This is a genomic window from Pseudoalteromonas sp. OFAV1, assembly GCF_021532595.1.
Lineage (GTDB): Bacteria > Pseudomonadota > Gammaproteobacteria > Enterobacterales > Alteromonadaceae > Pseudoalteromonas > Pseudoalteromonas lipolytica_C.
In genome coordinates this window covers 1-19,969 of record NZ_JAKGBG010000016.1, presented here as the reverse complement: position 1 = coordinate 19,969, position 19,969 = coordinate 1, and the positions used below count along the sequence as shown (strand labels likewise).

Sequence of the window (19,969 nt, the reverse complement as noted above, 5' to 3'; positions counted from 1 at the left end):
GTGTTAAAATATCGCCATTCAATAGCGCTTTTAATGCTACGTGTATTTAAAATCAAGTCAATAAAATATCGATTTGTTTCTTTCACAGGTGTATTTATTTGGATAGATATTTTGTGTGATGAATTGATGACTGTAAACTTCTACCGGTCATTCATAGTAAAGTGACAAAAAAAAGACTAAAACCACACTAAATGGTTTTAGTCTTGTATTAATTGCTATAGATACTTTTCAGTAAACTCAGCTAATGGTCCTCGCTCAACTTTGTCCAATAGAGTTACAGAGCCATTAGGATAATCTCTATATATCGTTGCTACATCGGCAAAGGCAGATGAGTGCGCTGTAATTTTCTCATTATCACATTGAGCTAAATTACCTAGTAAAATAGTTTTACAATTCTCAGAGCTACGACTTAAAGCTGCTTTATGCTGCTTTCTTGACATATTCTGTGCCTCATCAACGATCACAATAGTGTCTTTAAAAGAACGGCCGCGAATATAGGATAATGATAAAACTTCAATATTTGCTGACTCAATCAAATACTCTACTGTTGCTTTAGTGTTTTTATTAGTGTCATTTTTTGACATTTGCTCTAAAGCATCAGTGAATCCACCAAGAAGAGGGAGGGTTTTTTCAAGCATATCTCCGGGTAAATATCCCGGATCCGAATCAACAAAGTCACGACTACGTGTAATGACAATTTTAGAATACCTTTTTAGCTCTAATACTTGATGCAGCGCCGACGCAACTGCTAAAAAATTCTTTCCGGAGCCAGCTGGGCCAAGTATTATATTCAAATCTAAATTAGGGTTCATAAGTTGTTCTAAAACGATGCGCTGTTTTGGATTTTTTGGTGTAACACCCCACGCATTTATTCTTACATCGGGTAGAAACTTGGTATAAACATACTTGTTATCAACAGATTTAATGATGCCGAAGTTCATTTCATCATCGTACCAATACATATTACGCTTTACATCATCGCCGAATAAATCCTTGTTAAAGCGATACTGTTCACCTTCAATGTGGAAGTCATTTTCATTTTCTAAGTTAGAGAAAATATTGTTTTCAAAGTGAATAACGCCACTATGCAGCAAATCATCATCCTTAACGTCACTATCATCTAGTGAAGAATTGATGGCATTGACTCCAAGAAGTGTAGCAATTGCTCTAAAGTTAATATCGTCAGAGACAACACTTACATCATCTTGATGAAATTGTTCTTTTAGCGTCAGAGCCACGCTAATGATTCGATTATCATTAGTATCGAGACTGGTTATATCCGTAGTGGAATGTTTGAATGAAGGATGTAAATCAATCTGACTAAGGTGAAGTGTTGCAAAGTGTTTATTTATGGGAGTTGGTATAGGGATACCGGAGAGTAAGGTTTCTTTGTTGCTTCCAGTTATCAATTTATCAATAATTCTGATTGCGACTCTGGCTGAATAAGAAACCTCTTTATCTTTTTTTGACTTTAAGTGATCTAATTCAGAGAGCGTGACAAGTGAAATATAGAAATGAGCATCTGGGTAAGAAATAAGGATATTAGGATTTTTAACCAATGCACTCGTATCTAACACAAGTATTTTTCTAGTCATATAAACACCTTTATGTAATACAAACAAACAATGAATTTGCTGTTATCTCAAGTATACCATAATCAAAATTAATTCTATTTTAAAACAAAAATGAAGAATAATTTTCTCTACTAGTAGCTTGAATTTTGTGCAATATAATTATAGTCTTTGTTATAACACTAACAACATAAAAAACCTTCCTATGAGCTTACGTTTAAACGTTGATGGCATCAAAGCTGATATGATCTCTATAATTTCTGACATTAAGGATTCTGGTCAGCAGATCCAATCTATGCTTATGCAGTTTGACGAGTCTTTATGCAATATCATCGTCACTGACATGAATTTTGATACACGTGAGACAACAATCCTAAATGGCATCGAACAAGATAGCGCTTTACATATTTTTTCGACTGTTTCATACAAGAAAGACCAAGACTCTAAAGAGGCTTTTAGAAGACCGGGTATCATTCAATGTAAGCCTACTCTCAAGCATATTTTGAAACCAGAGCTTCAACGATACCAATCAATCAAAGCAAGGGCCATTGCTACCAATAAAAGGCTTATAGATGAAATAAAAGGTGATAAAAATATCATTAAAGAGCTTTGGCAAGAGAGTTGTTCAATGCTTTCTTTAAAACAAGCTTTTAGACAATTACATTTTGTAGAAACAAACCTAAGCTATGCTGGATTATCGATTGTAAAGAAACCGGTCGTTCAGAGTCTAACAAAGTCTCAAGCGATAGCTCTTTTGTATGACAAGCTAGACAGTGTATTGGGAACAAAAGCAGAAGAAAAAATAAAACAACAGATTGCTAAATTTAAAGGAACATCCGAGTCGAGATTTAGGTTCCGCTTAGCAAGAAGAGGTGCGCCAAGGCCTGTTTTAAATATTCGCAGTGTGGAAGGTGTCAATAAACAATTAATGGCTAGCATGCCAGTGTTTGTTTTTACGGATAATTTTGTAAAGGTTGGTATGCCTAAGATAAGAAATCGTGTCCGTAAATCAAGATCTGATTGTAAGGTCGTTTTAAATGAAAACAAAGGCACCGAGTTAATACTTTTACCTGCGTCATCCGAGAATCGATTTCATGCAGCAAATAGGCAAAATAACAAATAAATCGTAGTAGGTGGCTGTTCATTAACCCTTAAGGTGAAAGTAGTAATAAAGACTTCAATTTAATTGAAAAATATAAAATAGACATTATAATATTGATTACAAAAAAAGATAAGGTCTATTTTATTATGATGGCAGCACCTAACATTAACTCTTTAAACATAGAGCAGCGTATAGCATTCGAATACTGTAAGCTAGGTTTAAACGTTTTTATTACGGGAGCTGGTGGCGTGGGTAAAAGCTATCTTATTGAAGTAATCAAAAAACATTTTGATTGTACCGCAGCGTTATCTCCAACCGGTAATTCTGCGTTAAATATAAATGGTGAAACTTATCATAAATTTTTCAGTATTAAATCAAATTTCGTTAGACCTGAAGAAGCTGAATGCATGTCAAAATCGCTGATAGCCAAGCTGAGAAAAGTTAAAACTATCATATTAGAAGAAATTTCCATGATTAGATGTGATCATTTAGACATCATGGATAAAAGGTTACGTATAGCAAATAATACCAATAAACCATTCGGTGGTAAACAAGTAATAGGGTTAGGCGACTTAGGACAACTAGAACCATTCTGTGACCGTTCTGATGTCTCATATCATCATATTTGCGATAAATACAATCAAAATCCAATTAACCCTATATTGTACCCAACCTCTGCTCACGTTTGGGATAAACTAAATTTTACTTTTGTTCTGTTAACTGCATCATCTAGGTTCCATGAAGAAGATTACATCTCAGCATTACGTAATATTCGCCTAGGAAGCCATCTGGAAAGGTCTGTAGCGTTTTTAAATAAGAATGCCAACAGAAACCCTAGTGACGATATTTTAAGGCTATTTACAACCAATAAGAAGGCTGAACTCTGGAATAATGAGTGTTTGGATAACATTAAAGCCTCTGGTAGGACATATTCTGCTAATGTCTCAAGTAAATTTAATGTAGAAAACACTCAATTACCATCACCGGTAAAACTGTCATTAAAAGTTGGCGCTATTGTCGTATTTACTGCAACAGAAAAATTCCGCCGAGCTTATGTTAATGGTGATGTAGGGAGAGTCATTGCCCTCTATCAAGACTCTGTTAGGGTTAAATTAAATCGTGGTGGTACAGTAACGGTCACTCGATTCAAATGGGAAAGTTTTACCTACAATTCAAAACTTGAAGCTATCCCTACAGGTGCCTATGAACAGTTTCCTTTACGTTTAGGTTATGGAATTACGATCCATAAATCACAAGGCATGACATTAGATTGCGCAGCTGTTGACCTGTCGGGAGGTACTTATTCTAATGGCCAAGGTTACGTCGCAGTATCTCGTGTTAAGACATTAGCGGGACTTTACTTATTAAATGACTTGAAACCAAATGATTTTATGTACAGTCCATCTATTGTTAAATTTATCTTTGAAATATCAAAAGATGCAATGGATCGCAGAGAATCCGATATTAAACGATTTAGACTAGAATCATTATTGAGCGATTCAAAGCAAGATACAGATAAAATAATTCTGCAAGAGGCAGACCTTTTACAGATAATAAGTGATGAAAGTTGGGACCAAGACAAAAATTTAGAAGTAACCTTTTCTAACGCAGAATCAATAGGTCTTAAGTTCTCAATGAAATTTGATGATAAGGATGCTATATTAACCACTGATTTTATTTATAAAGGCAAACAGATTAGTGACATTGATGTATTAGGCTTGCCATTCGCAAAATGGCTAATACATAGAGGAGTACTGTTGAAAAATGTAATTTCAAAAGACTCCCTTAGGTCTAAAGTTAAAACTATTGATGAGAAATAATCGTTTTTTGACAAAAAAATTATAAAGTCTTAATATTAAGAGGCTTTTTGTTACTTATTTCTAGTTATCCGCCACATGTGCGGCTTAAAGAAGTAACTCAGTAAAATGATTAAGCTATTTCCAGTTATCCGCCACATGTGCGGCTTAAAGATTTAAATCGCTTATAAGCAGTTCAAAAGATTCGTTATCCGCCACATGTGCGGCTTAAAGAATCATCTAGTTGAACATTATATTGCTCAGCATGTTATCCGCCACATGTGCGGCTTAAAGATTTTATGAGTCATTTTCAGAATACGTGCGCAGGTTATCCGCCACATGTGCGGCTTAAAGATAAAGACAGACGAGCTGATTTACCTGACTACTGTTATCCGCCACATGTGCGGCTTAAAGAAAGTCGAGTGCTGCGCACTCTAAAAAGTGAAAGTTATCCGCCACATGTGCGGCTTAAAGACAATTTTTTTAAGAACGCCTCAATTGCATCGAGTTATCCGCCACATGTGCGGCTTAAAGAGGGAAAGCAGTTAGATGTAAAAACTGTTAGAAGTTATCCGCCACATGTGCGGCTTAAAGAGCAAGTTATTGAGCACTCAGAATACAAAGGCCGTTATCCGCTACATGTGCGGCTTAAAGATATACAAATTACCTTTTGTTGCCGTTGTGGCGGTTATCCGCCACATGTGCGGCTTAAAGAAGATGACTATTATTTATACGCGTTTTTGAGCCGTTATCCGCCACATGTGCGGCTTAAAGAGCCAACGGCAGCTAAGCCTGAACTCTTTAATTGTTATCCGCCACATGTGCGGCTTAAAGATAAGTAGCTAAAAAGCCCTGTTCGCAGCAGGGGTTATCCGCCACATGTGCGGCTTAAAGAATAGCTTTAATTTGCATATAATATTCTGCAAATGTTATCCGCCATATGTGCGGCTTAAAGAAGATAGTGATAATACTTACTGTCGAGATTATGGTTATCCGCCACATGTGCGGCTTAAAGAAGTTAGTCTCAAACAATGCAACTAGGCTTTTGGTTATCCGCCACATGCGCGGCTAAATAGTAAATATTGTGCAAGTTAATGATTTTAATTAATGGAAACTGAAAAATGGAAGAAGTTAAATATCCAAATGTTTTGATGATCTCGATTGAAATTGAATTCCTATTAAAAGAGTTGATTGCCTACAAAAAATTGCTGGCAATCACTGCAAGTCTTATCGAAGCACTTCTGACAACCAATTCCACCTATCACTTTTATCAGCTGCAATTTTAATAATCATAGTAAGCGGGATTGCCATTAACATTCCTGATGTACCTAAAATGTACCCGAAAAACACAAGTGACAAAAATACCGCTAGGGTAGAAAGGCCTAAATTCTCACCCATGAAACGTGGCTCAATTATGCTTCCTATCATAATATTCACAACCCCATAAAATGCGGCTGTAATGAGGGCATAAGTAGGGCCAAGTACTATGAATGCTATGGCTATTGCTGGTATTGCAGCTACGGCTGATCCTATGGTTGGTATAAAGTTCAGAAAGAATGCGATTACGGCAAATAGAATAAAGTGTGGTACTCCCATAACGTAAAGCCCAAATCCGATTATTAGGCCTGTAGCAAGGCTAATTAAAGTCTTTATTAGAAGGTACTTTCTAACTGAAGATGTAAAGCTTAAGATTTTATCAGGAATTTCAGTATTCTTAAGGCTGAATTTTTGAACCTTACTTTTAATGGCATCAACTTCAAGAAGCATAAATGCTGTAATTATAAATACAAGCAAAGTAGAGGCGGTCATGCTTGAGAGTACGCCCAGTACATCAACGCCAAAATTCATTAATTTTTGGGCTGAAATCTGCTCTTTTAGAACATCAAAGCTCAATCCATAGTTAGAAAACAAATCTATGTGAGGCAATGTATTTAAAGTCACAACAAACATTTCATAATATTCTTTGGAGTTGCTAATAAGTGTTTTGAGTGATGTATAAAAAAACTGACCTACAACAACCATAAACGATAATACAAAAAGTAAGCTAAGTACTACAGAAAAACCATTTGGGATTTTTAACCGCTTAAATACGTTCACAATAGGCATTGTAATAACTGCCAAAAAAAGTGAGAAGATAAACGGAATAATAATTGAGCTTGAAGCTTTTATGCCTGCAAGTGCAATCACAACGAATGCAACCGTTGCTAATCTATTGTTATGATAGTCTATAGTTTTCATAAAAACCTCTGTAAAGTAATTCAATATATGAACTGATTTCATATTTAGTCAATTAGATTAAAAAGAGAACTTCGAGTCAAGCAAATTGAATGATTTGTGGGTTTGAGGTTCGGTTACAGGAACAGAACAAAGTGATCTTTAAAATAACACTTAAAAAAAACTAATTTTTATTGTTGCAACTCTCATTAAATGTAAAACTATTTAGGATTTATAAATAAAATAAGGTGTCGGACTTTAGCATGGGCTCATTACAACAAGATATGGTTAAGTACCAGAAAACTATACGAAGTTTAATCCCGTATGCAGAACATAAAAGATTGGGTGAACTTATAAATAAGCTTGAAAAGAGTGCCAATAAGTCTGTTCAATTCCTTATTAAAATGGAAATCAAAAGGCTGTCAAAACCATGTAATCGAGTAATTGATTTAAGATACTTATTCCCTGACGCGAAGCCTTACTTCTACAATAATACAAAACATTATTTTGATAATGACTCACTTAGCGATTTTAAGGATCTATTGAAGTCATCATCAGGGATCTATACTATTTTAATTTATGATAAAATTTTAAAAAATGCATATCTTCGATATAATTTACAAAAAGATAAATCTAATAAAGTAAATGCTGCTGCGGCAAAGAATAATCAACCTCTCCAAGTTATTGAATTGTATAATAAATTAGAGCTCTATAAAAAGCCCTGTGATGTATGTTGCGAGTTTAACTTCTATTACAAAGATATTTCCAGAGTAGCAACACCATCGAGGTACAGCATTCCATTTATGTTTGATAGTAAGTTAGTTAACATAAACAAAGATTTTTTGGCTTTTGATGTAGACAAAGATTCTGTTATTGAAGGTGAAGTTTTCTTAGTTATCAATAACCAAAGTAGAAGCGTAGGATTCATTGAACAAGTTTGCATTGGAATAAAAGCGCTCTCTAACAAATTAATAAACACAAAGCATGGTGATAAAAAAAGATATTACTTCAAACTAGACAAAGAAATATCAAGAAAAGATGAAATAAAAAGATATATTGATTTCATCAGGTGCTTTGAAGAAGCTAAAAATAAACATCTACAAAATCACATTGAACCAGTGAAAAACAATGTCAAAATTAAGTATGCCGAACAGTTTATTATAAATTCGACTATTTCTATACCAATGACCTTATCAAAGCAGGAAGGGCGGTGGCAGTCTTCATCGATTTTACAAACATGGCTAAACACAAAGCTTTTGAACCACCTTATGTTAAAAAATAGGTTTATCATTGATGCAGCTCTACAAGAGTCAAAATTTCAAAGGTTAATATTAAATAAGAAATCAATTGATTGTTGTATAGTCATATCAAACATCGGAAACACATTTTACTATCATGATTTTGATAAGTATGTATCAGGTTGTTACTCAGATTGGATTTCAAAAAACAGTATTGATGATTTGATGATCCTCCGACTTTCAGGGCATACTACGAATATACAAGAAGACTCTACAATTCAGTCCAAACTCCCGAATGATATCTTACAATCTCTTGGAGTGTTTGATATACAGCTTTCCAGCGAATCAAAAAATATACTAGCCATGTCTGAGTATTATCTGGAGGTAAGCCCTTTAACAGAGATTATAGGCCATCTAAGAGGCAATTTAGCATCTAACCAAGAGTCACCTTTGCTCTTGGAATCTAAATTGATAAATGAAACTTTAGTTTCTAATGCTAAAGAAAAAGATATACGTTCTGAAGACCGCTTTATGCACAGTTTTCCGATCAAGCTAAAATCTAAGTATATGACATCTATTGGCCAAACAATCAACATTTCACCAAAAGGCCTTTTCATCAAAATAGAAAGGGATATAAAGCTATCCCCCGGTATGGAGGTCGCTATTGAAATTGATATGACAGGTATAGGGGGGAAAAGGCTGATTAATCAACCCTACTTAGTGCTGGGTGGAGATGTAAACTCTGGGTACAGACTAACTATAAGCACAGTATTAAAAAAGCATTTAGCTGGTAACATTATTAAAAAATTTATAATGAGAGACTCGTATAAGCTATCGCCAACTAACAATGAGAGCTCGACATCTTTCCAGCTATCAAAGCATTTAAGAAGTATTCATGCTAGAAATACATCGGTAGGACACGTACTAATCAGCCGCAACAAATTGAATTGGCAAATTAAAGGATTCATTCCACCAAACAACAAATGTAATAACTTTATAGACGGGGAGTTTTCTAATAGTGAGGTATTAGAGCTGTTACTTGACAATAGTGTATTTAAAAAGAAAATCGAAAACGGAATTGTAGCTTGTGAACAATCAAGTGATTACGTATACAAAAATATTATAATGGCAAGTCCAAGTCAAACGGGTTCTGATGAATTTGTAATAAGTACATGTAAAAATAATCTTCTTCCTTTAGTTAGAAGAAAGGAAATTAAGGGGAGTTCATTTTTAGAAATTAGAATTGAAAAAACAATTGAACCTTTTTCAAGATTCTACAAGGATGAACTTAACTTTATAGAGAGTGTATCCAAGCAGGAATTCAACAAGATTGAGGATGATATAAATTCTATAAACTTCATCTTATCCATAAGATTTTTCAAAGGCCTATAACAGGCCTTTAATAAGTCTTTAATAGGCATTTAAGGCTAGATGGTAACTACGTTGAAACATGGAAGTCTTCAAACATATGAAGTTGTCTGGAGAACATTTCCCCATCCTCATTAGAATATGTTGCCACTTCAACCCACTCACCTGATTCTAATTTATGTAGACCAAGGTGCTCAGTGTTATAAGTTGTATTTCTCCCTTTACCGGTATAAATGATTTGTTGTTTATTATTAACTGCTTCTTTAATAGAATTACTGTCCATAAATTTAACCTAACGTAGTAAAATTAATACAAAAAGATTATCATAGAATGCTTCCATTGTTTAGCTACATTGTAATAAATATTCTTTAGGAAAAACCCGCATACTTTCTTGATAATTTTGCAAAATTAGGTAGGATCACCTCATAACATAATGAGGTTTTTAATGGCACATATACAACAACTGATAGATCATGTGAATGCTCTATGTAAAAAAACATACAAGGAAGGTGTTTGGGTTAAATCATACATTACAAAAATAGGTAAAAACAGTAAGGGTGTAGTGTTCTTTGAGTGTATTGATGCTAAGAAATATGACTTAAACAAACCAGCTGCAAAAGTTGTAATGAGATTGATGGATTTAAATATACCAGAGTATTTTAATTTCCTCAGCAGATACAATATAGATCCTGAATTAAAGAACCCACATTCTTTGCCGCCCGGTAAAGTATTTTTATCTTTTAAAATTCAACCAGCACTGCATTTTGAAAGGGGCTTTATGCCTATAATCAAAGATATTTTCCCGAATGATGATAATGTAGCCCGAAACAACCTAAAGTTAGGTCTCCGAATTGGTATTGAGAACACACAGTTAGGCAAGCCAGAAAATCACTATACAGAATGGTCTGAAAAAGATAATGCCAACCTTGAAAACTCGATAGGTAAAGGTCTTTCAATTGAATCAATTTCAATCCTACTAAAAAGAACTCCAATCGCGTGTATTGAACAAATACAGTCTTTAAATTTAGTTAATATGCAGGTTTTGTCTGTCATGAGAAAAGATGCATTAAAGCTAAAGGAATTGTCTGATAATGACTAGCAATCAAAAAAAGCTTTACTAAAAATTAGTAAAGCTTTTTTATAGAGGGTAATGTAAGTATTAACGAGATACGTGTAATTTCTTTTTGTGTAGAATCTTAGTCTCAGACTGCATAAGATTCATTCGAGCAATCTCTTTAGAGTCATCAGATGGCATTTCACCTTTAGACTCGAGAAAAGATACAACATCTTTGTGATTATGCTGACAAGCTAAATTTACAGCTCTAGATTTATCATATGTAACATCAGCACCTTCTAAAACAAGAAGTTTCAAGATATCTAAATGGCCATACTTAGCTGCATTGGCCATAGACTCGTTGAGATTAACCGGTAGAACGCCTTCATCAAGTAAGGTTAGTGCATTTATTCCATTCCCGTATTCAAGGGCGACATCTATATATTCTGGCTTAATTTCAATACCATTTGAAATCACAACCTCCATTAACGAGCGGTCCTTACCAAATTTTATAATGCGATTTAGAATATCGACGTTATCAAGAATATCAGGATTAAATTCCACAATGTCGATAGCTGCTCGCCATTGTTTGCCATTAAGACAGCGAATAACCATGCTTTGTAATGTCATACTGTTACCCTCATTTAGAATTTCTCTGAGGATCAGTCTAGTCATACCATCTGCATCGCCGCCACGATTGGCATCGTATTTTACCTGAAAGTCATTAGCTTTCTTTAAGGCCCTTTGAAGACCGATATGCTTATCATAATCAGTATTTTTTAAAATATAACTAACAGCTTCAAGTTGATTAAATCTAACCGCTTCTGATAGCGCTGCTACCTTTTCGTAGTTGATGTCGGCACCATTATTTAGAAGGTACTTCATTAATTTAACTTGACCATAACTTGATGCTCTAACCATAGCTGCTGAACGAGCAGTAAAATCAAGATCACGTTTCTCAATAAGCGTTACAAAAACGTCTAGAAATTCATCTCCTTTAGCTGCCATACGATTAATAGCGTCGTAAATATCGAAGCTATGAGATTTCTGTTGATAGCCACTATTATTCTTTAATTCCGAATCTCTAGCGTTGACAGTGAATGGGGCGCCTGATTCAAGTAGGTAGACAATAGAGTCAACATGCAGGTAGTGTACAGCCTTTTGGAACGCTGTACCTGCATTCGCCTTAAAATTGAAGCCAAACTTTGATAATGACTTTAGAGAATTAAGTCGATTGTACTGAGCTGCAACTTCAGCAAGCATGCCGCCATTGATATTTGGATCAATATGCTTCTCGGTCAAAAAGTACTCTAAGATCTCAGTATGGCCAAACTGTGAAGCCATTCTGGTCGCAGAAAGGCTGCACGGAATGTCGTTATCAGAAAGCTCTGCTAAGCCTTTAGTTAAAGAAAGGTGTCCATGGCCAGCAGATTTCATTAATGCTGCACGATATTCATCTTTTGTGTAATTTTGGCTTGCAATAATTTCAGCAACAAGACGTTCATTGCCCGATTGCGCAGCTGAGATAAGATTTCCACTAGAATTACTAAACGAATTAACTTTACTGACGAATGCCATAAAAAACCCTTACTTTTTGTTGTTAAGGAAAGCATAACAGGATTTTTATAATAGTCAATTCAAAAAAAAGATATTCTGTAAGTTGTTACTTTTAGTGGAAGCTTTGTAAAATAAGTGTTTTTTCTGTAATTGTTTTAGCTTTTTTTATTAATGATGTTGGCGGTATATCTTTATAATCAGCTAGAAACTGGATGTGCTTGTGTTTTTTTGCTTGCTTGAGTAAAGAATCTACACTCATTTTTTCAAATGAAGCTAATCCATAAATTCTTCGGTATTGACAATCTGATTCTAAAAGTTCAAAAACATTATCTTTAACATAAATTCCAATCCTTTTTAAATTACTTAGGCATGACATGTCGCCGATTTGCGTTGCTAGAATTACAAATTCAGTTGAAGCATCAATTATATGTTTTTTGTTATTTTTAAGTAACATTTCAATGAAGTCAAAATCATTAATTTGAAGCAAATCTCTACATATTGGCTTTAAGTTGCAATTATTGAACCATTCTTTATTTAAAAGGAAGGTAAATAATTCAAATCGATCATATCTAAGACTCATTGAGCCTTGATAGGTGGCTTTGATAAACTCGGAGTACCCAATTTGGGATTTTGCTGGCAGATCAAATTTATTGATACAGCAAAGTAAAAGTAAAATTAAGCGGTCCTTCATGTTTGATTTTGTTGGTAGATTAATTCGGCCAACTAAATCATCACAATCAGGGTATCGCTTTGTATGCTCGATGATAAAAGCTTCATTTTGGTTTACCCATTCAATAATTGAATTATTTGGACAGTCAGAAACAATTAGGCTCAACAAAAAATTAAGTGAGTCATCAACTTTTGTCGTATGACTAGAATTATTGAATAACTGAATTAACCTATTTGTATCCATATAAATTTACCTTGACCTAGAAGTGAAATATTATTCTCGTAAAACTTTGTTCTTAGAAAGTAAGAGGTAACTCACTATAAAGGGAAAAATAGCGGTGTCAACAAGAGCTATTTAGATTTATAATGTGTGAATCAATTTACAAACAATTTCGTGATATGAAAAATTTAATTTCTTTAGCCTTAGCTACATTTCTTTTGGCAGGGTGTTCATCTAATCATATAGACAGCATTTCTCTATCTAATGAAGATGATAGTTTATCTCGACAGGAGTCTATGCTTTTAGGAAAGGAAAAGTTGATTGAATACCTGTCACAAAAGGATGTCTTAAATCCTGAGTTTGTAGACTTTCCATTTGTTGGACCGCAAGGTGTAATAATTTATGCCACGGAAAGAGAATTCTACAGCCAATCAGAGAGTTTTAAGCAGTATTATGATATTGACCATGTGGGTATACGATATTTGTATTACGCTAAACTTACTGAAGATGATGTTGAAGTACTTCCTTTTGCGAGTAAAGGTGGAACTTTCCCTGAGTTCGAAAATAGCTTAAAGGCTAAGATACATAAATACAAAAGTTATAAAACATTTAGAAATCAATTTCTGATAGTTGAAGTTGTAGATAATATGAACTCTATAAATAACAAATTAATTCTACTTGATTCAGAAACCAACAAGTTTATAGGTGTGATTCAATAAAATATCTTATAAGTATTGACTTTTACTTATTTATAAGCGATAAAGATATTGAAAACTTATTTAGAAAGGAAATGAAAATGAACAAGTCACAATTAATTGAAGCAATTTCAAAAGAAGCTGAAGTTTCTAAGAGTGTAGCTGAAAGCTGTCTAAACGCTTTCATGAGCACAATTGAATCTGAAGTAAAAGAAGGCAACACAGTTTCTCTTATTGGCTTTGGCACATTCTCTCTTAAAGAGCGAGCTGCTCGTAAAGGCCGAAACCCTCAAACTGGTGAAGAGCTTCATATTGCAGCTAAAAAGTTAGCCAGCTTTAAGCCGGGTTCTAGTTTGACAAATCTATAGATCTTATGACTATAAAAAAAGCCTCTATGAGAGGCTTTTTTTATAATTCAAAACCTTGGCCACTTTCAAATATTTTTTTGGTTTTGATCTCATCTTTTAACTTGCTAGGATCAAAACTCTTTCTAAGTTCACTAGTATTTATCAAAATACTTTCAAGGTTTCTTTCATTTAATGTGTTTTTACCGATATCAGACTTTAGTAATTCAATGCTAGGTTCAGAACCTTTGATTTCATCAAGTGCAAATTCAAAAATATCATTACATAAATCAATAATATTTTCTTGTTGATGACACAGTTCCGTTAATTCTTCATTTAGTGATATTAAGTCTCTAAATAAACCTTCATCACCGGTACTCATATATTCTTTAATCAAAGCATTTTTTCTTTTTAGAAGTTCATCTTGCCGCTTAGTTAAGACAACAACCTCTTCTCTAACCTCCTCAAGAAACTCCTCAAACAAATCAGGCTGAATTTTAATGACGTAAAGGAGTTCTTCCTTGTCTTTATCTTCTTTGGGGCTTAGATAATGCTTTACGCCTACTCTAAATTCATTCACAAGTTGATCACTTGATGAATCATTTTGTAATTTTGGCACTTCTACATTATGACACTGTTTTATTGCAGTTAAGAATCTTTTAAATTGTGGGGCGTTCGGAATTTCAATCTGGAAATTACTGATATTATCAGAATTGATGTGGTTAGGATCTGTAAGCTTACCGTCAGATTTAAATAATATTGCACTTGCTGCTTTATCCAAGCCTAGGCTAACAAGCCTATTGCGATAAAATTGGATAACGGAAATAAGTTTTTGCGCTTGTTTATTTGGACTCTCACTATCATGTTCAAATAAATTAATGCTCAAGTTACTTGTTTTCATAAAAACCTCTTTATTTATATTTTAACATAAAGAGGTTTTTAATTACAGTTTAGCTAAGAGTATGTAATTGAAATTTCTAATCAAAGCGAAATAGAAGTGATCGTATCAAGCGCTAAGCACATTTCATTACCGTTTTTATCATTGACCAAGAGGCCATTATCATCAAAATCAATGACTGGAGAGTCTATACAAATACCAATATCTAGATAAAACCGCAAAGAATTGCCTTGTAATTTCGAGTCTTGAAATAATTTTTTTTCATTTTTATCAAGCATTTTTTTGACCTTTTAACCGTGTTGTCTTTGTTCGTGAAATCTTTGCTGTTCAATATCAGAAGGCGTCAACATTAGTTTTGAGCGACTTTTTGATATAATAACGGGCTTCTGAGTTTTAGAAGGACGAGGATTATCATATGAAGTGCTTATCTTATCTTGATAACTTTTATATTCAGCGAATTCTTCTAACTTACCTATGGTACTAACTTTAGAAAAGTACACTAACGAACCGCCTTTATTTTGGCAAATTAACATAAAAGTTCTGTCGTCTACATTAGAGACTTTCCCTTGTAATTTCTTTCCGTTTTTTAAGAAAACCTCGAAGGAGCTATCAAGATTTGTCGAGATGTATTTTCTCATTAATTGATAAGAGTTTGCCATATTTGTTCCTATTCTTATAAACTTCTTATGATGTGTTTATTCATAATAACAAGATATTTGTGAAATACAACACATTTTATAAAATAAAAAAGGCTCCATAATAAGATGGAGCCTAATAAAAGTTTAAATATGCCAAGAGGTTATTAGATTTACTAACGAATTCGCTTTACACCATAGTCTGTCATATAAGACTCATCAATGCTAACAATTAGTTCTAAAAGGTCTTTTCGATTTTCCTCAAGTAAATATGATGCAATAGAATAAAGTTTTACAACAATACTACGCATGTTTCTACGTTTTTTTGGATCCTCGATAGTTTCAGGATCTGGTGCCTTTAAATAACTAATATAAGTTCTCATTGCTATACCAGCAAGCGATGACATGAATGCAGTAAGTGGCAATTGTTCCTCTTTAGATGGCTTAATTTGACCTCTCTTAGTGGGACCACGGCGTAATGTAGGATCTTCGAGATCCATATACTCTGAGATTTCCTTCGTTAGTTTTGCTAACTTTGACCCGTTATTTACAGGAGTACCAATACGGTTCTCGAAAAGATCTTCAGAGCTCAGAGCAACAGTATCTGGCATTTTCTTTGGAAGTGCAATTGGAGTTAGAGCTGCTTCTAATTCATCATTTTGGCCAGTTTTTAGTAAATAGTTGATTAACGTAAACAGTTTTAAGTGCCATACTTGAAGTAATTTCTCATAGATTGGTAACTCACCATCTTTAGGTTTTACGACTTTACCATCAACTTTTTCTTTTTTGTAATAAACATGATCAAAGATATTACTTGGCGAACAATCCACTAAAACAGCAAACTGTTCCCAAGTCTTGATTCCCAGTTCATTACGTAAATTTTCTAATTTTTCGATATCATTGATGATATATTCATCAATATTAATTTTGCTTGTCATTAATTATCCTCTTCGCGATTGCGCTTTGTCTATACCATAAAGGTAACAGCGAAAGATAAAATGTCAAGTAAAAATATCTTTTTTTATCAAGCCAAAAAAGATAATATCTTTCTATTTACATGTAAAGGGACATTGAGGCGGAGAGCTTTTATAGGATTAAGTCCAATCACCCCTAGAATAATAGCCAATATTGCAGAATCTTCATTGTCGGTAAAATCTAATTCAGAAAGGATTGATTCTTCTCCTTTGCTTTGCAATAAAGATAAAAGGACTAATGTGAAATTTGAATCTTGCTCGCTCAGTATCCTGTAAAGTAATATCTTAATTTCACCAAATTCATTAAGACTATAGTTTTCAAAAGTGACTTGATCAAGATAAGTATCAGGTAAGTCGTTTAAATGAAAATTGATATGTGAAGTCAGAGAATATATATCTTTTTCAATTGAACTACCCAGTGTTGCCCTAGAATATTGAATTAGGTACTTAAATAAGTCACTTGAAATAACGTTCTCAATAGAAGAAGGTCCCTTTGCTATGAATGCAGTCACTAAGGTTTCAAATGAATATTGAGTTCCCAGTTTCGATAATGGATTAAAATGATATTCAGAAGATGAAAGTAAATTGTCTGCAATCAAAAAAGTGTCTAACTGCGAAGATATGATACTTTCACTCGACCATTTTGTAATTACAGTTTCACCTGACTTTCCTTTAATGCTGAGAAGAGGACTTAAATCGATCTCAGAATTAGTAATGTGAGGCAGATTTGCATGAATAAGGTCGATAACTTCTGTATAGAAACCTTTATTTGCAACTTCAACTAACGCTTCAACAATTAAGTTTGGGTTTTTAGAATCATTGATAGATTTTAGTGCTTTAGCGAAAGTGTGCTTTAACTCATTATTCATGTACGGTTCTTGCTAATCGTTGTTTATATAGTAATCGTAACAAAAAAAGAGAAATGATTCAACTATTATGGGTAAAATACCTGACTTTTTGAATAAGTATGTGCCCATATTCGTTCATATGGGCACTAATATTCTACTAAGCTTTTTGTAATAGTTTTGCTAATAGTACTAAATACCCCCAAATAGCATAGCCACGACAGTTTGAGTAAATACCATCACTCATTACAATTAAGTTTTGGTTTGGGAATGCCTTACTTACTTCATTCCTGAAAACAACTCCCGGCCCACCACTTAAAATTATTGTTGAAATATCGGTTGTATCTTGAACGGTACTTTTCAAGAAATTTATATTTTCAATTATGATCGGCCGAGTTTTCTTTACATGCTTTTCTAGTGGTACTTCTTTGTCGTAAATATATAAAGAACCGCGACTATTCTCTGGTGTATAGTTCGCTAAATCAAGACACTGGTCGATTTCATTGTAATCTTTATACTTTACACCCGTCTCTTCTTCAATACTCTCAGACATCGCCTTTAGGATGCTAAACATACCGCCCGGTCTAGCATCTGATCGTTCAAAGTTAATTTGCAGCCCTTTTGCGGTTAAGAAATCGAATGTATGGTAGCCAGCATCTAAAACAACAGTGTTTGTTTTCATTAGCTTTTGTACATTATCACATCTCATAGAATAATTGTATAAGGCGCCTAATGGCTGAGGAACTACCACGACATCTTTAACGGTAACGGTAAGTTCGCTATTAATTTTATGAGTACCCTTAGCGAAGGCAATAGCATCCGACTCTTTACCCATATTTGAGACAGGTAAACCTAATACTAGCAAATCAATTTCTTGTTTCCCTATATATGCCAGAGCACCTTTCAAAAGGATTTTATATTGCTCAGTATTGACGTAGTCATCATGTAAAACTCGAGTTTCACTCTTGCTAGCTATTGTCGGTGAGTCAGGCCCAACTTCCCATGTAACTCCGGGAGTCTCAACTTTTACAGTGTCTCGTTTAGCAAAATGAAAGCCAGTAAATTCCGTAGCAGGCTCTTTTGCTACTCTAGAGGGAAAAGATTTAAACTTCAGTTCACCCTTTTTATCAAACCCATTAGAGAACTTGACTAGGCCGTACCCAATATCAATAGATTCTACATTTAGGACACTACTTAGATCTAATGATTCAGATAGTGAGTCTGTATGTAAAATTTGTTTTGCGATTACCTCATTAATTAATGAGGAATCTAATAAATTGCCAATAGATACCATTTAAAAACTCCTGAAATTATTTTACTTCAGGATATCTATTTTCGAATCTATTACAATTATTTTAGTGAATCATTAGGGCTTTTTTTTGACCGTTTTTTGAAAGGCATTGAGATAGAAAGGCATCAACCTTAAAGTCTAATAATAGCAATTCACCTTCGTGACTTTCAACTAGTTCTTGGGCAAGTCTCTCACTATCCTCATCTACATCAAGTTCAAACAATGACAGTTCATTTTCCGTGAGTGGGGTAATAGATAAGCCTAACTGAACTAATGCTTCTAGACGAATATCCTCATTTGATACAATAGAGGTTTGGATATTAAGTGGATTTAATTTTTCTTTGGTTAAGTTACTTAGCATTTTAATTTGGTATTTAATAGTAAGACACTATACCTTTATATAGTCGATTTTAAAAAAAAATAAATTAAAATGAGATAAATTGAACGGATAGACTTTGAGTAGGGGCTTTTGTTTGAACAAATGTTCGCCACATTCTCGCCTGCTTTAGCTGCGAGTCAAGGCGAACGGTCTTGACTTTAATGAAGTAGGAATTATTATATACTGTATATGCATACAGTTAAATAGAGGGCGATTTGTTAACCGGTATTCGTTTTCGTGCCAACCCAACATCATATCAAAAACTTGTACTTAGCCAGTGGATGGGATGTGCGCGTAGCATTTGGAATGCCAAAGTTGACGAAGAAAAGTATTTCCGCACCTTTGCACGTAAATACTACCCAACGGGCACTTATGCTCCAATTGACCAGAAAACATCACAATTCAAGTCGAAGGAGTTAACTCCTTGGCTATCTAGATGCCCTAGTCAGATCATCCGCAACAGCGCAGTTAACTGGTATCAGACTTACCAAAAATTCATGAAAGGTATGTGCGGGCGACCTAAGCGTAAACCTAAAACTGATCGCGGTAGTGTCTATCTAACCCGTGAAGTGTTCAGCTTCGAACGTTGCGAAGATGGAAACCTACGACTATTTATCGGCACAAAGACTAATAATATTGGTTACTTATCCTTTAAAGCGCATGGCAAGTTCGAAATCCCAAACTCGCTTTATATCCGTAAAGAGCGTGGTCAATATTATGTATCTTTCTGTTATGAAAACGGCAATAGCGAAGAAGAACTTCCTAGCAATGCTGAACACCTGTCCTTTCTTCAAGGCTCGACAAGAGAGTATCTGGAGGAAAATACTATTGGTGTAGATCGTGGTGTTGCCATTCCTGTTCACGCAGGAGTGTTGGCGTTCGATTTATGCGAAAACCAGAAAAAGAACATGAGTAGATCTGACCGTTACATTAAGCGTTTGCAGCGCAAACTAGCGCGTCAGCAAAAAGGCTCGTATAGAAGAAATAAGACAAAACATCGCATTGCTACGCACCATGCTAAAAAGGCGAATATCCGTAACGATTTTGCACATAAAACAAGTCGTTCACTTGTTAATAAGGCTAAGGTTATAGTGTTCGAGGCTTTACGAACCTCAAGCA

Annotated in this window: 19 protein-coding genes and 1 CRISPR repeat array; of the genes, 7 read left to right on the top strand and 12 right to left on the bottom strand. The window is 34.3% G+C overall.

Annotated features, from left to right (window positions below; all coding sequences use genetic code 11):
• Positions 1-215: 215 nt before the first annotated feature.
• Entirely contained in the window at positions 216-1,595 is a 1,380-nt protein-coding gene (locus L1267_RS10875) for a PhoH family protein (protein WP_235382822.1), read from the bottom strand.
• Positions 1,596-1,776: 181 nt separating this feature from the next.
• On the opposite strand from L1267_RS10875, the gene L1267_RS10870 reads away from it, so the two are divergent.
• Both L1267_RS10870 and L1267_RS10865 read left to right on the top strand, forming a co-directional pair.
• The gene (locus L1267_RS10870) at positions 1,777-2,694 is read left to right on the top strand and encodes a hypothetical protein (RefSeq protein WP_235382821.1); all 918 of its coding nucleotides are present in this window, start codon (positions 1,777-1,779) and stop codon (positions 2,692-2,694) included.
• Between the two features lie 125 nt (positions 2,695-2,819).
• Positions 2,820-4,493: a DEAD/DEAH box helicase gene (locus tag L1267_RS10865; RefSeq protein WP_235382820.1), complete on the top strand. Its 1,674-nt coding sequence runs from the start codon at positions 2,820-2,822 to the stop codon at positions 4,491-4,493.
• Between the two features lie 63 nt (positions 4,494-4,556).
• A CRISPR array of direct repeats spans positions 4,557-5,545; the repeat unit is 28 nt; unit sequence GTTATCCGCCACATGTGCGGCTTAAAGA.
• Between the two features lie 151 nt (positions 5,546-5,696).
• Here the strand turns inward: L1267_RS10865 and L1267_RS10860 are convergent.
• Positions 5,697-6,707, bottom strand: a complete 1,011-nt coding sequence (locus tag L1267_RS10860) for an AI-2E family transporter (RefSeq protein ID WP_235382819.1) — start codon at positions 6,705-6,707, stop codon at positions 5,697-5,699.
• A 239-nt stretch (positions 6,708-6,946) separates the two neighbouring features.
• Here L1267_RS10860 and L1267_RS10855 point away from each other — a divergent pair, with 239 nt between their 5' ends.
• Complete coding sequence (locus L1267_RS10855; RefSeq protein ID WP_235382818.1) at positions 6,947-9,313, top strand: hypothetical protein; 2,367 nt, start codon at positions 6,947-6,949, stop codon at positions 9,311-9,313.
• Between the two features lie 46 nt (positions 9,314-9,359).
• On the opposite strand, the gene L1267_RS10850 is transcribed toward L1267_RS10855, so the two are convergent.
• Complete coding sequence (locus L1267_RS10850; protein ID WP_235382817.1) at positions 9,360-9,572, bottom strand: hypothetical protein; 213 nt, start codon at positions 9,570-9,572, stop codon at positions 9,360-9,362.
• Positions 9,573-9,734: 162 nt separating this feature from the next.
• Here L1267_RS10850 and L1267_RS10845 point away from each other — a divergent pair, with 162 nt between their 5' ends.
• On the top strand, positions 9,735-10,388 hold the full coding sequence (locus tag L1267_RS10845; protein ID WP_235382816.1) for a hypothetical protein: 654 nt from the start codon (positions 9,735-9,737) through the stop codon (positions 10,386-10,388).
• Between the two features lie 60 nt (positions 10,389-10,448).
• On the opposite strand, the gene L1267_RS10840 is transcribed toward L1267_RS10845, so the two are convergent.
• Together L1267_RS10840 and L1267_RS10835 are read right to left on the bottom strand one after the other, a co-directional pair.
• Entirely contained in the window at positions 10,449-11,921 is a 1,473-nt protein-coding gene (locus tag L1267_RS10840) for an ankyrin repeat domain-containing protein (protein ID WP_235382815.1), read from the bottom strand.
• 91 nt (positions 11,922-12,012) lie between these two features.
• Positions 12,013-12,813, bottom strand: coding sequence for a hypothetical protein (locus tag L1267_RS10835; RefSeq protein WP_235382814.1), 801 nt, complete (start codon positions 12,811-12,813; stop codon positions 12,013-12,015).
• 155 nt (positions 12,814-12,968) lie between these two features.
• On the opposite strand from L1267_RS10835, the gene L1267_RS10830 reads away from it, so the two are divergent.
• Positions 12,969-13,508 carry a hypothetical protein gene (locus L1267_RS10830; protein ID WP_235382813.1) on the top strand — a complete coding sequence of 180 codons (540 nt, stop codon included), beginning with the start codon at positions 12,969-12,971 and terminating at the stop codon, positions 13,506-13,508.
• A gap of 77 nt (positions 13,509-13,585) precedes the next feature.
• Positions 13,586-13,852 (top strand): HU family DNA-binding protein, encoded by a 267-nt coding sequence (locus L1267_RS10825; RefSeq protein WP_235382812.1) that lies wholly within the window; start codon positions 13,586-13,588, stop codon positions 13,850-13,852.
• A gap of 40 nt (positions 13,853-13,892) precedes the next feature.
• Here L1267_RS10825 and L1267_RS10820 read toward each other — a convergent pair whose 3' ends face one another.
• The 7 genes from L1267_RS10820 to L1267_RS10790 form a co-directional block, all read right to left on the bottom strand.
• Positions 13,893-14,729: a hypothetical protein gene (locus tag L1267_RS10820; protein ID WP_235382811.1), complete on the bottom strand. Its 837-nt coding sequence runs from the start codon at positions 14,727-14,729 to the stop codon at positions 13,893-13,895.
• Positions 14,730-14,809: 80 nt separating this feature from the next.
• Positions 14,810-15,004 carry a hypothetical protein gene (locus L1267_RS10815; RefSeq protein WP_235382810.1) on the bottom strand — a complete coding sequence of 65 codons (195 nt, stop codon included), beginning with the start codon at positions 15,002-15,004 and terminating at the stop codon, positions 14,810-14,812.
• Positions 15,005-15,016: 12 nt separating this feature from the next.
• Positions 15,017-15,385 carry an RNA chaperone Hfq gene (locus tag L1267_RS10810; protein ID WP_235382809.1) on the bottom strand — a complete coding sequence of 123 codons (369 nt, stop codon included), beginning with the start codon at positions 15,383-15,385 and terminating at the stop codon, positions 15,017-15,019.
• 152 nt (positions 15,386-15,537) lie between these two features.
• Positions 15,538-16,299: a hypothetical protein gene (locus L1267_RS10805; RefSeq protein ID WP_235382808.1), complete on the bottom strand. Its 762-nt coding sequence runs from the start codon at positions 16,297-16,299 to the stop codon at positions 15,538-15,540.
• Between the two features lie 86 nt (positions 16,300-16,385).
• Complete coding sequence (locus tag L1267_RS10800; RefSeq protein WP_235382807.1) at positions 16,386-17,204, bottom strand: hypothetical protein; 819 nt, start codon at positions 17,202-17,204, stop codon at positions 16,386-16,388.
• A 136-nt stretch (positions 17,205-17,340) separates the two neighbouring features.
• Positions 17,341-18,474 carry a PRTRC system protein D gene (locus tag L1267_RS10795; RefSeq protein ID WP_235382806.1) on the bottom strand — a complete coding sequence of 378 codons (1,134 nt, stop codon included), beginning with the start codon at positions 18,472-18,474 and terminating at the stop codon, positions 17,341-17,343.
• A gap of 61 nt (positions 18,475-18,535) precedes the next feature.
• Entirely contained in the window at positions 18,536-18,832 is a 297-nt protein-coding gene (locus L1267_RS10790; protein WP_235382805.1) for a hypothetical protein, read from the bottom strand.
• Between the two features lie 233 nt (positions 18,833-19,065).
• Here L1267_RS10790 and L1267_RS10785 point away from each other — a divergent pair.
• Positions 19,066-19,969, top strand: a 904-nt coding sequence (locus L1267_RS10785; RefSeq protein WP_235382804.1) for an RNA-guided endonuclease InsQ/TnpB family protein, incomplete at its 3' end; no start/stop codon positions are given.

Excerpts from the sequence above, each read along its gene's own strand:
- L1267_RS10875 (WP_235382822.1), bottom strand. The coding sequence starts at position 1,595 with ATGACTAGAAAAATACTTGTGTTAGATACGAGTGCATTGGTTAAAAAT.
- L1267_RS10870 (WP_235382821.1), top strand. The coding sequence starts at position 1,777 with ATGAGCTTACGTTTAAACGTTGATGGCATCAAAGCTGATATGATCTCT.
- L1267_RS10865 (WP_235382820.1), top strand. The coding sequence starts at position 2,820 with ATGATGGCAGCACCTAACATTAACTCTTTAAACATAGAGCAGCGTATA.
- L1267_RS10860 (WP_235382819.1), bottom strand. The coding sequence starts at position 6,707 with ATGAAAACTATAGACTATCATAACAATAGATTAGCAACGGTTGCATTC.
- L1267_RS10855 (WP_235382818.1), top strand. The coding sequence starts at position 6,947 with ATGGGCTCATTACAACAAGATATGGTTAAGTACCAGAAAACTATACGA.
- L1267_RS10850 (WP_235382817.1), bottom strand. The coding sequence starts at position 9,572 with ATGGACAGTAATTCTATTAAAGAAGCAGTTAATAATAAACAACAAATC.
- L1267_RS10845 (WP_235382816.1), top strand. The coding sequence starts at position 9,735 with ATGGCACATATACAACAACTGATAGATCATGTGAATGCTCTATGTAAA.
- L1267_RS10840 (WP_235382815.1), bottom strand. The coding sequence starts at position 11,921 with ATGGCATTCGTCAGTAAAGTTAATTCGTTTAGTAATTCTAGTGGAAAT.
- L1267_RS10835 (WP_235382814.1), bottom strand. The coding sequence starts at position 12,813 with ATGGATACAAATAGGTTAATTCAGTTATTCAATAATTCTAGTCATACG.
- L1267_RS10830 (WP_235382813.1), top strand. The coding sequence starts at position 12,969 with ATGAAAAATTTAATTTCTTTAGCCTTAGCTACATTTCTTTTGGCAGGG.
- L1267_RS10825 (WP_235382812.1), top strand. The coding sequence starts at position 13,586 with ATGAACAAGTCACAATTAATTGAAGCAATTTCAAAAGAAGCTGAAGTT.
- L1267_RS10820 (WP_235382811.1), bottom strand. The coding sequence starts at position 14,729 with ATGAAAACAAGTAACTTGAGCATTAATTTATTTGAACATGATAGTGAG.
- L1267_RS10815 (WP_235382810.1), bottom strand. The coding sequence starts at position 15,004 with ATGCTTGATAAAAATGAAAAAAAATTATTTCAAGACTCGAAATTACAA.
- L1267_RS10810 (WP_235382809.1), bottom strand. The coding sequence starts at position 15,385 with ATGGCAAACTCTTATCAATTAATGAGAAAATACATCTCGACAAATCTT.
- L1267_RS10805 (WP_235382808.1), bottom strand. The coding sequence starts at position 16,299 with ATGACAAGCAAAATTAATATTGATGAATATATCATCAATGATATCGAA.
- L1267_RS10800 (WP_235382807.1), bottom strand. The coding sequence starts at position 17,204 with ATGAATAATGAGTTAAAGCACACTTTCGCTAAAGCACTAAAATCTATC.
- L1267_RS10795 (WP_235382806.1), bottom strand. The coding sequence starts at position 18,474 with ATGGTATCTATTGGCAATTTATTAGATTCCTCATTAATTAATGAGGTA.
- L1267_RS10790 (WP_235382805.1), bottom strand. The coding sequence starts at position 18,832 with ATGCTAAGTAACTTAACCAAAGAAAAATTAAATCCACTTAATATCCAA.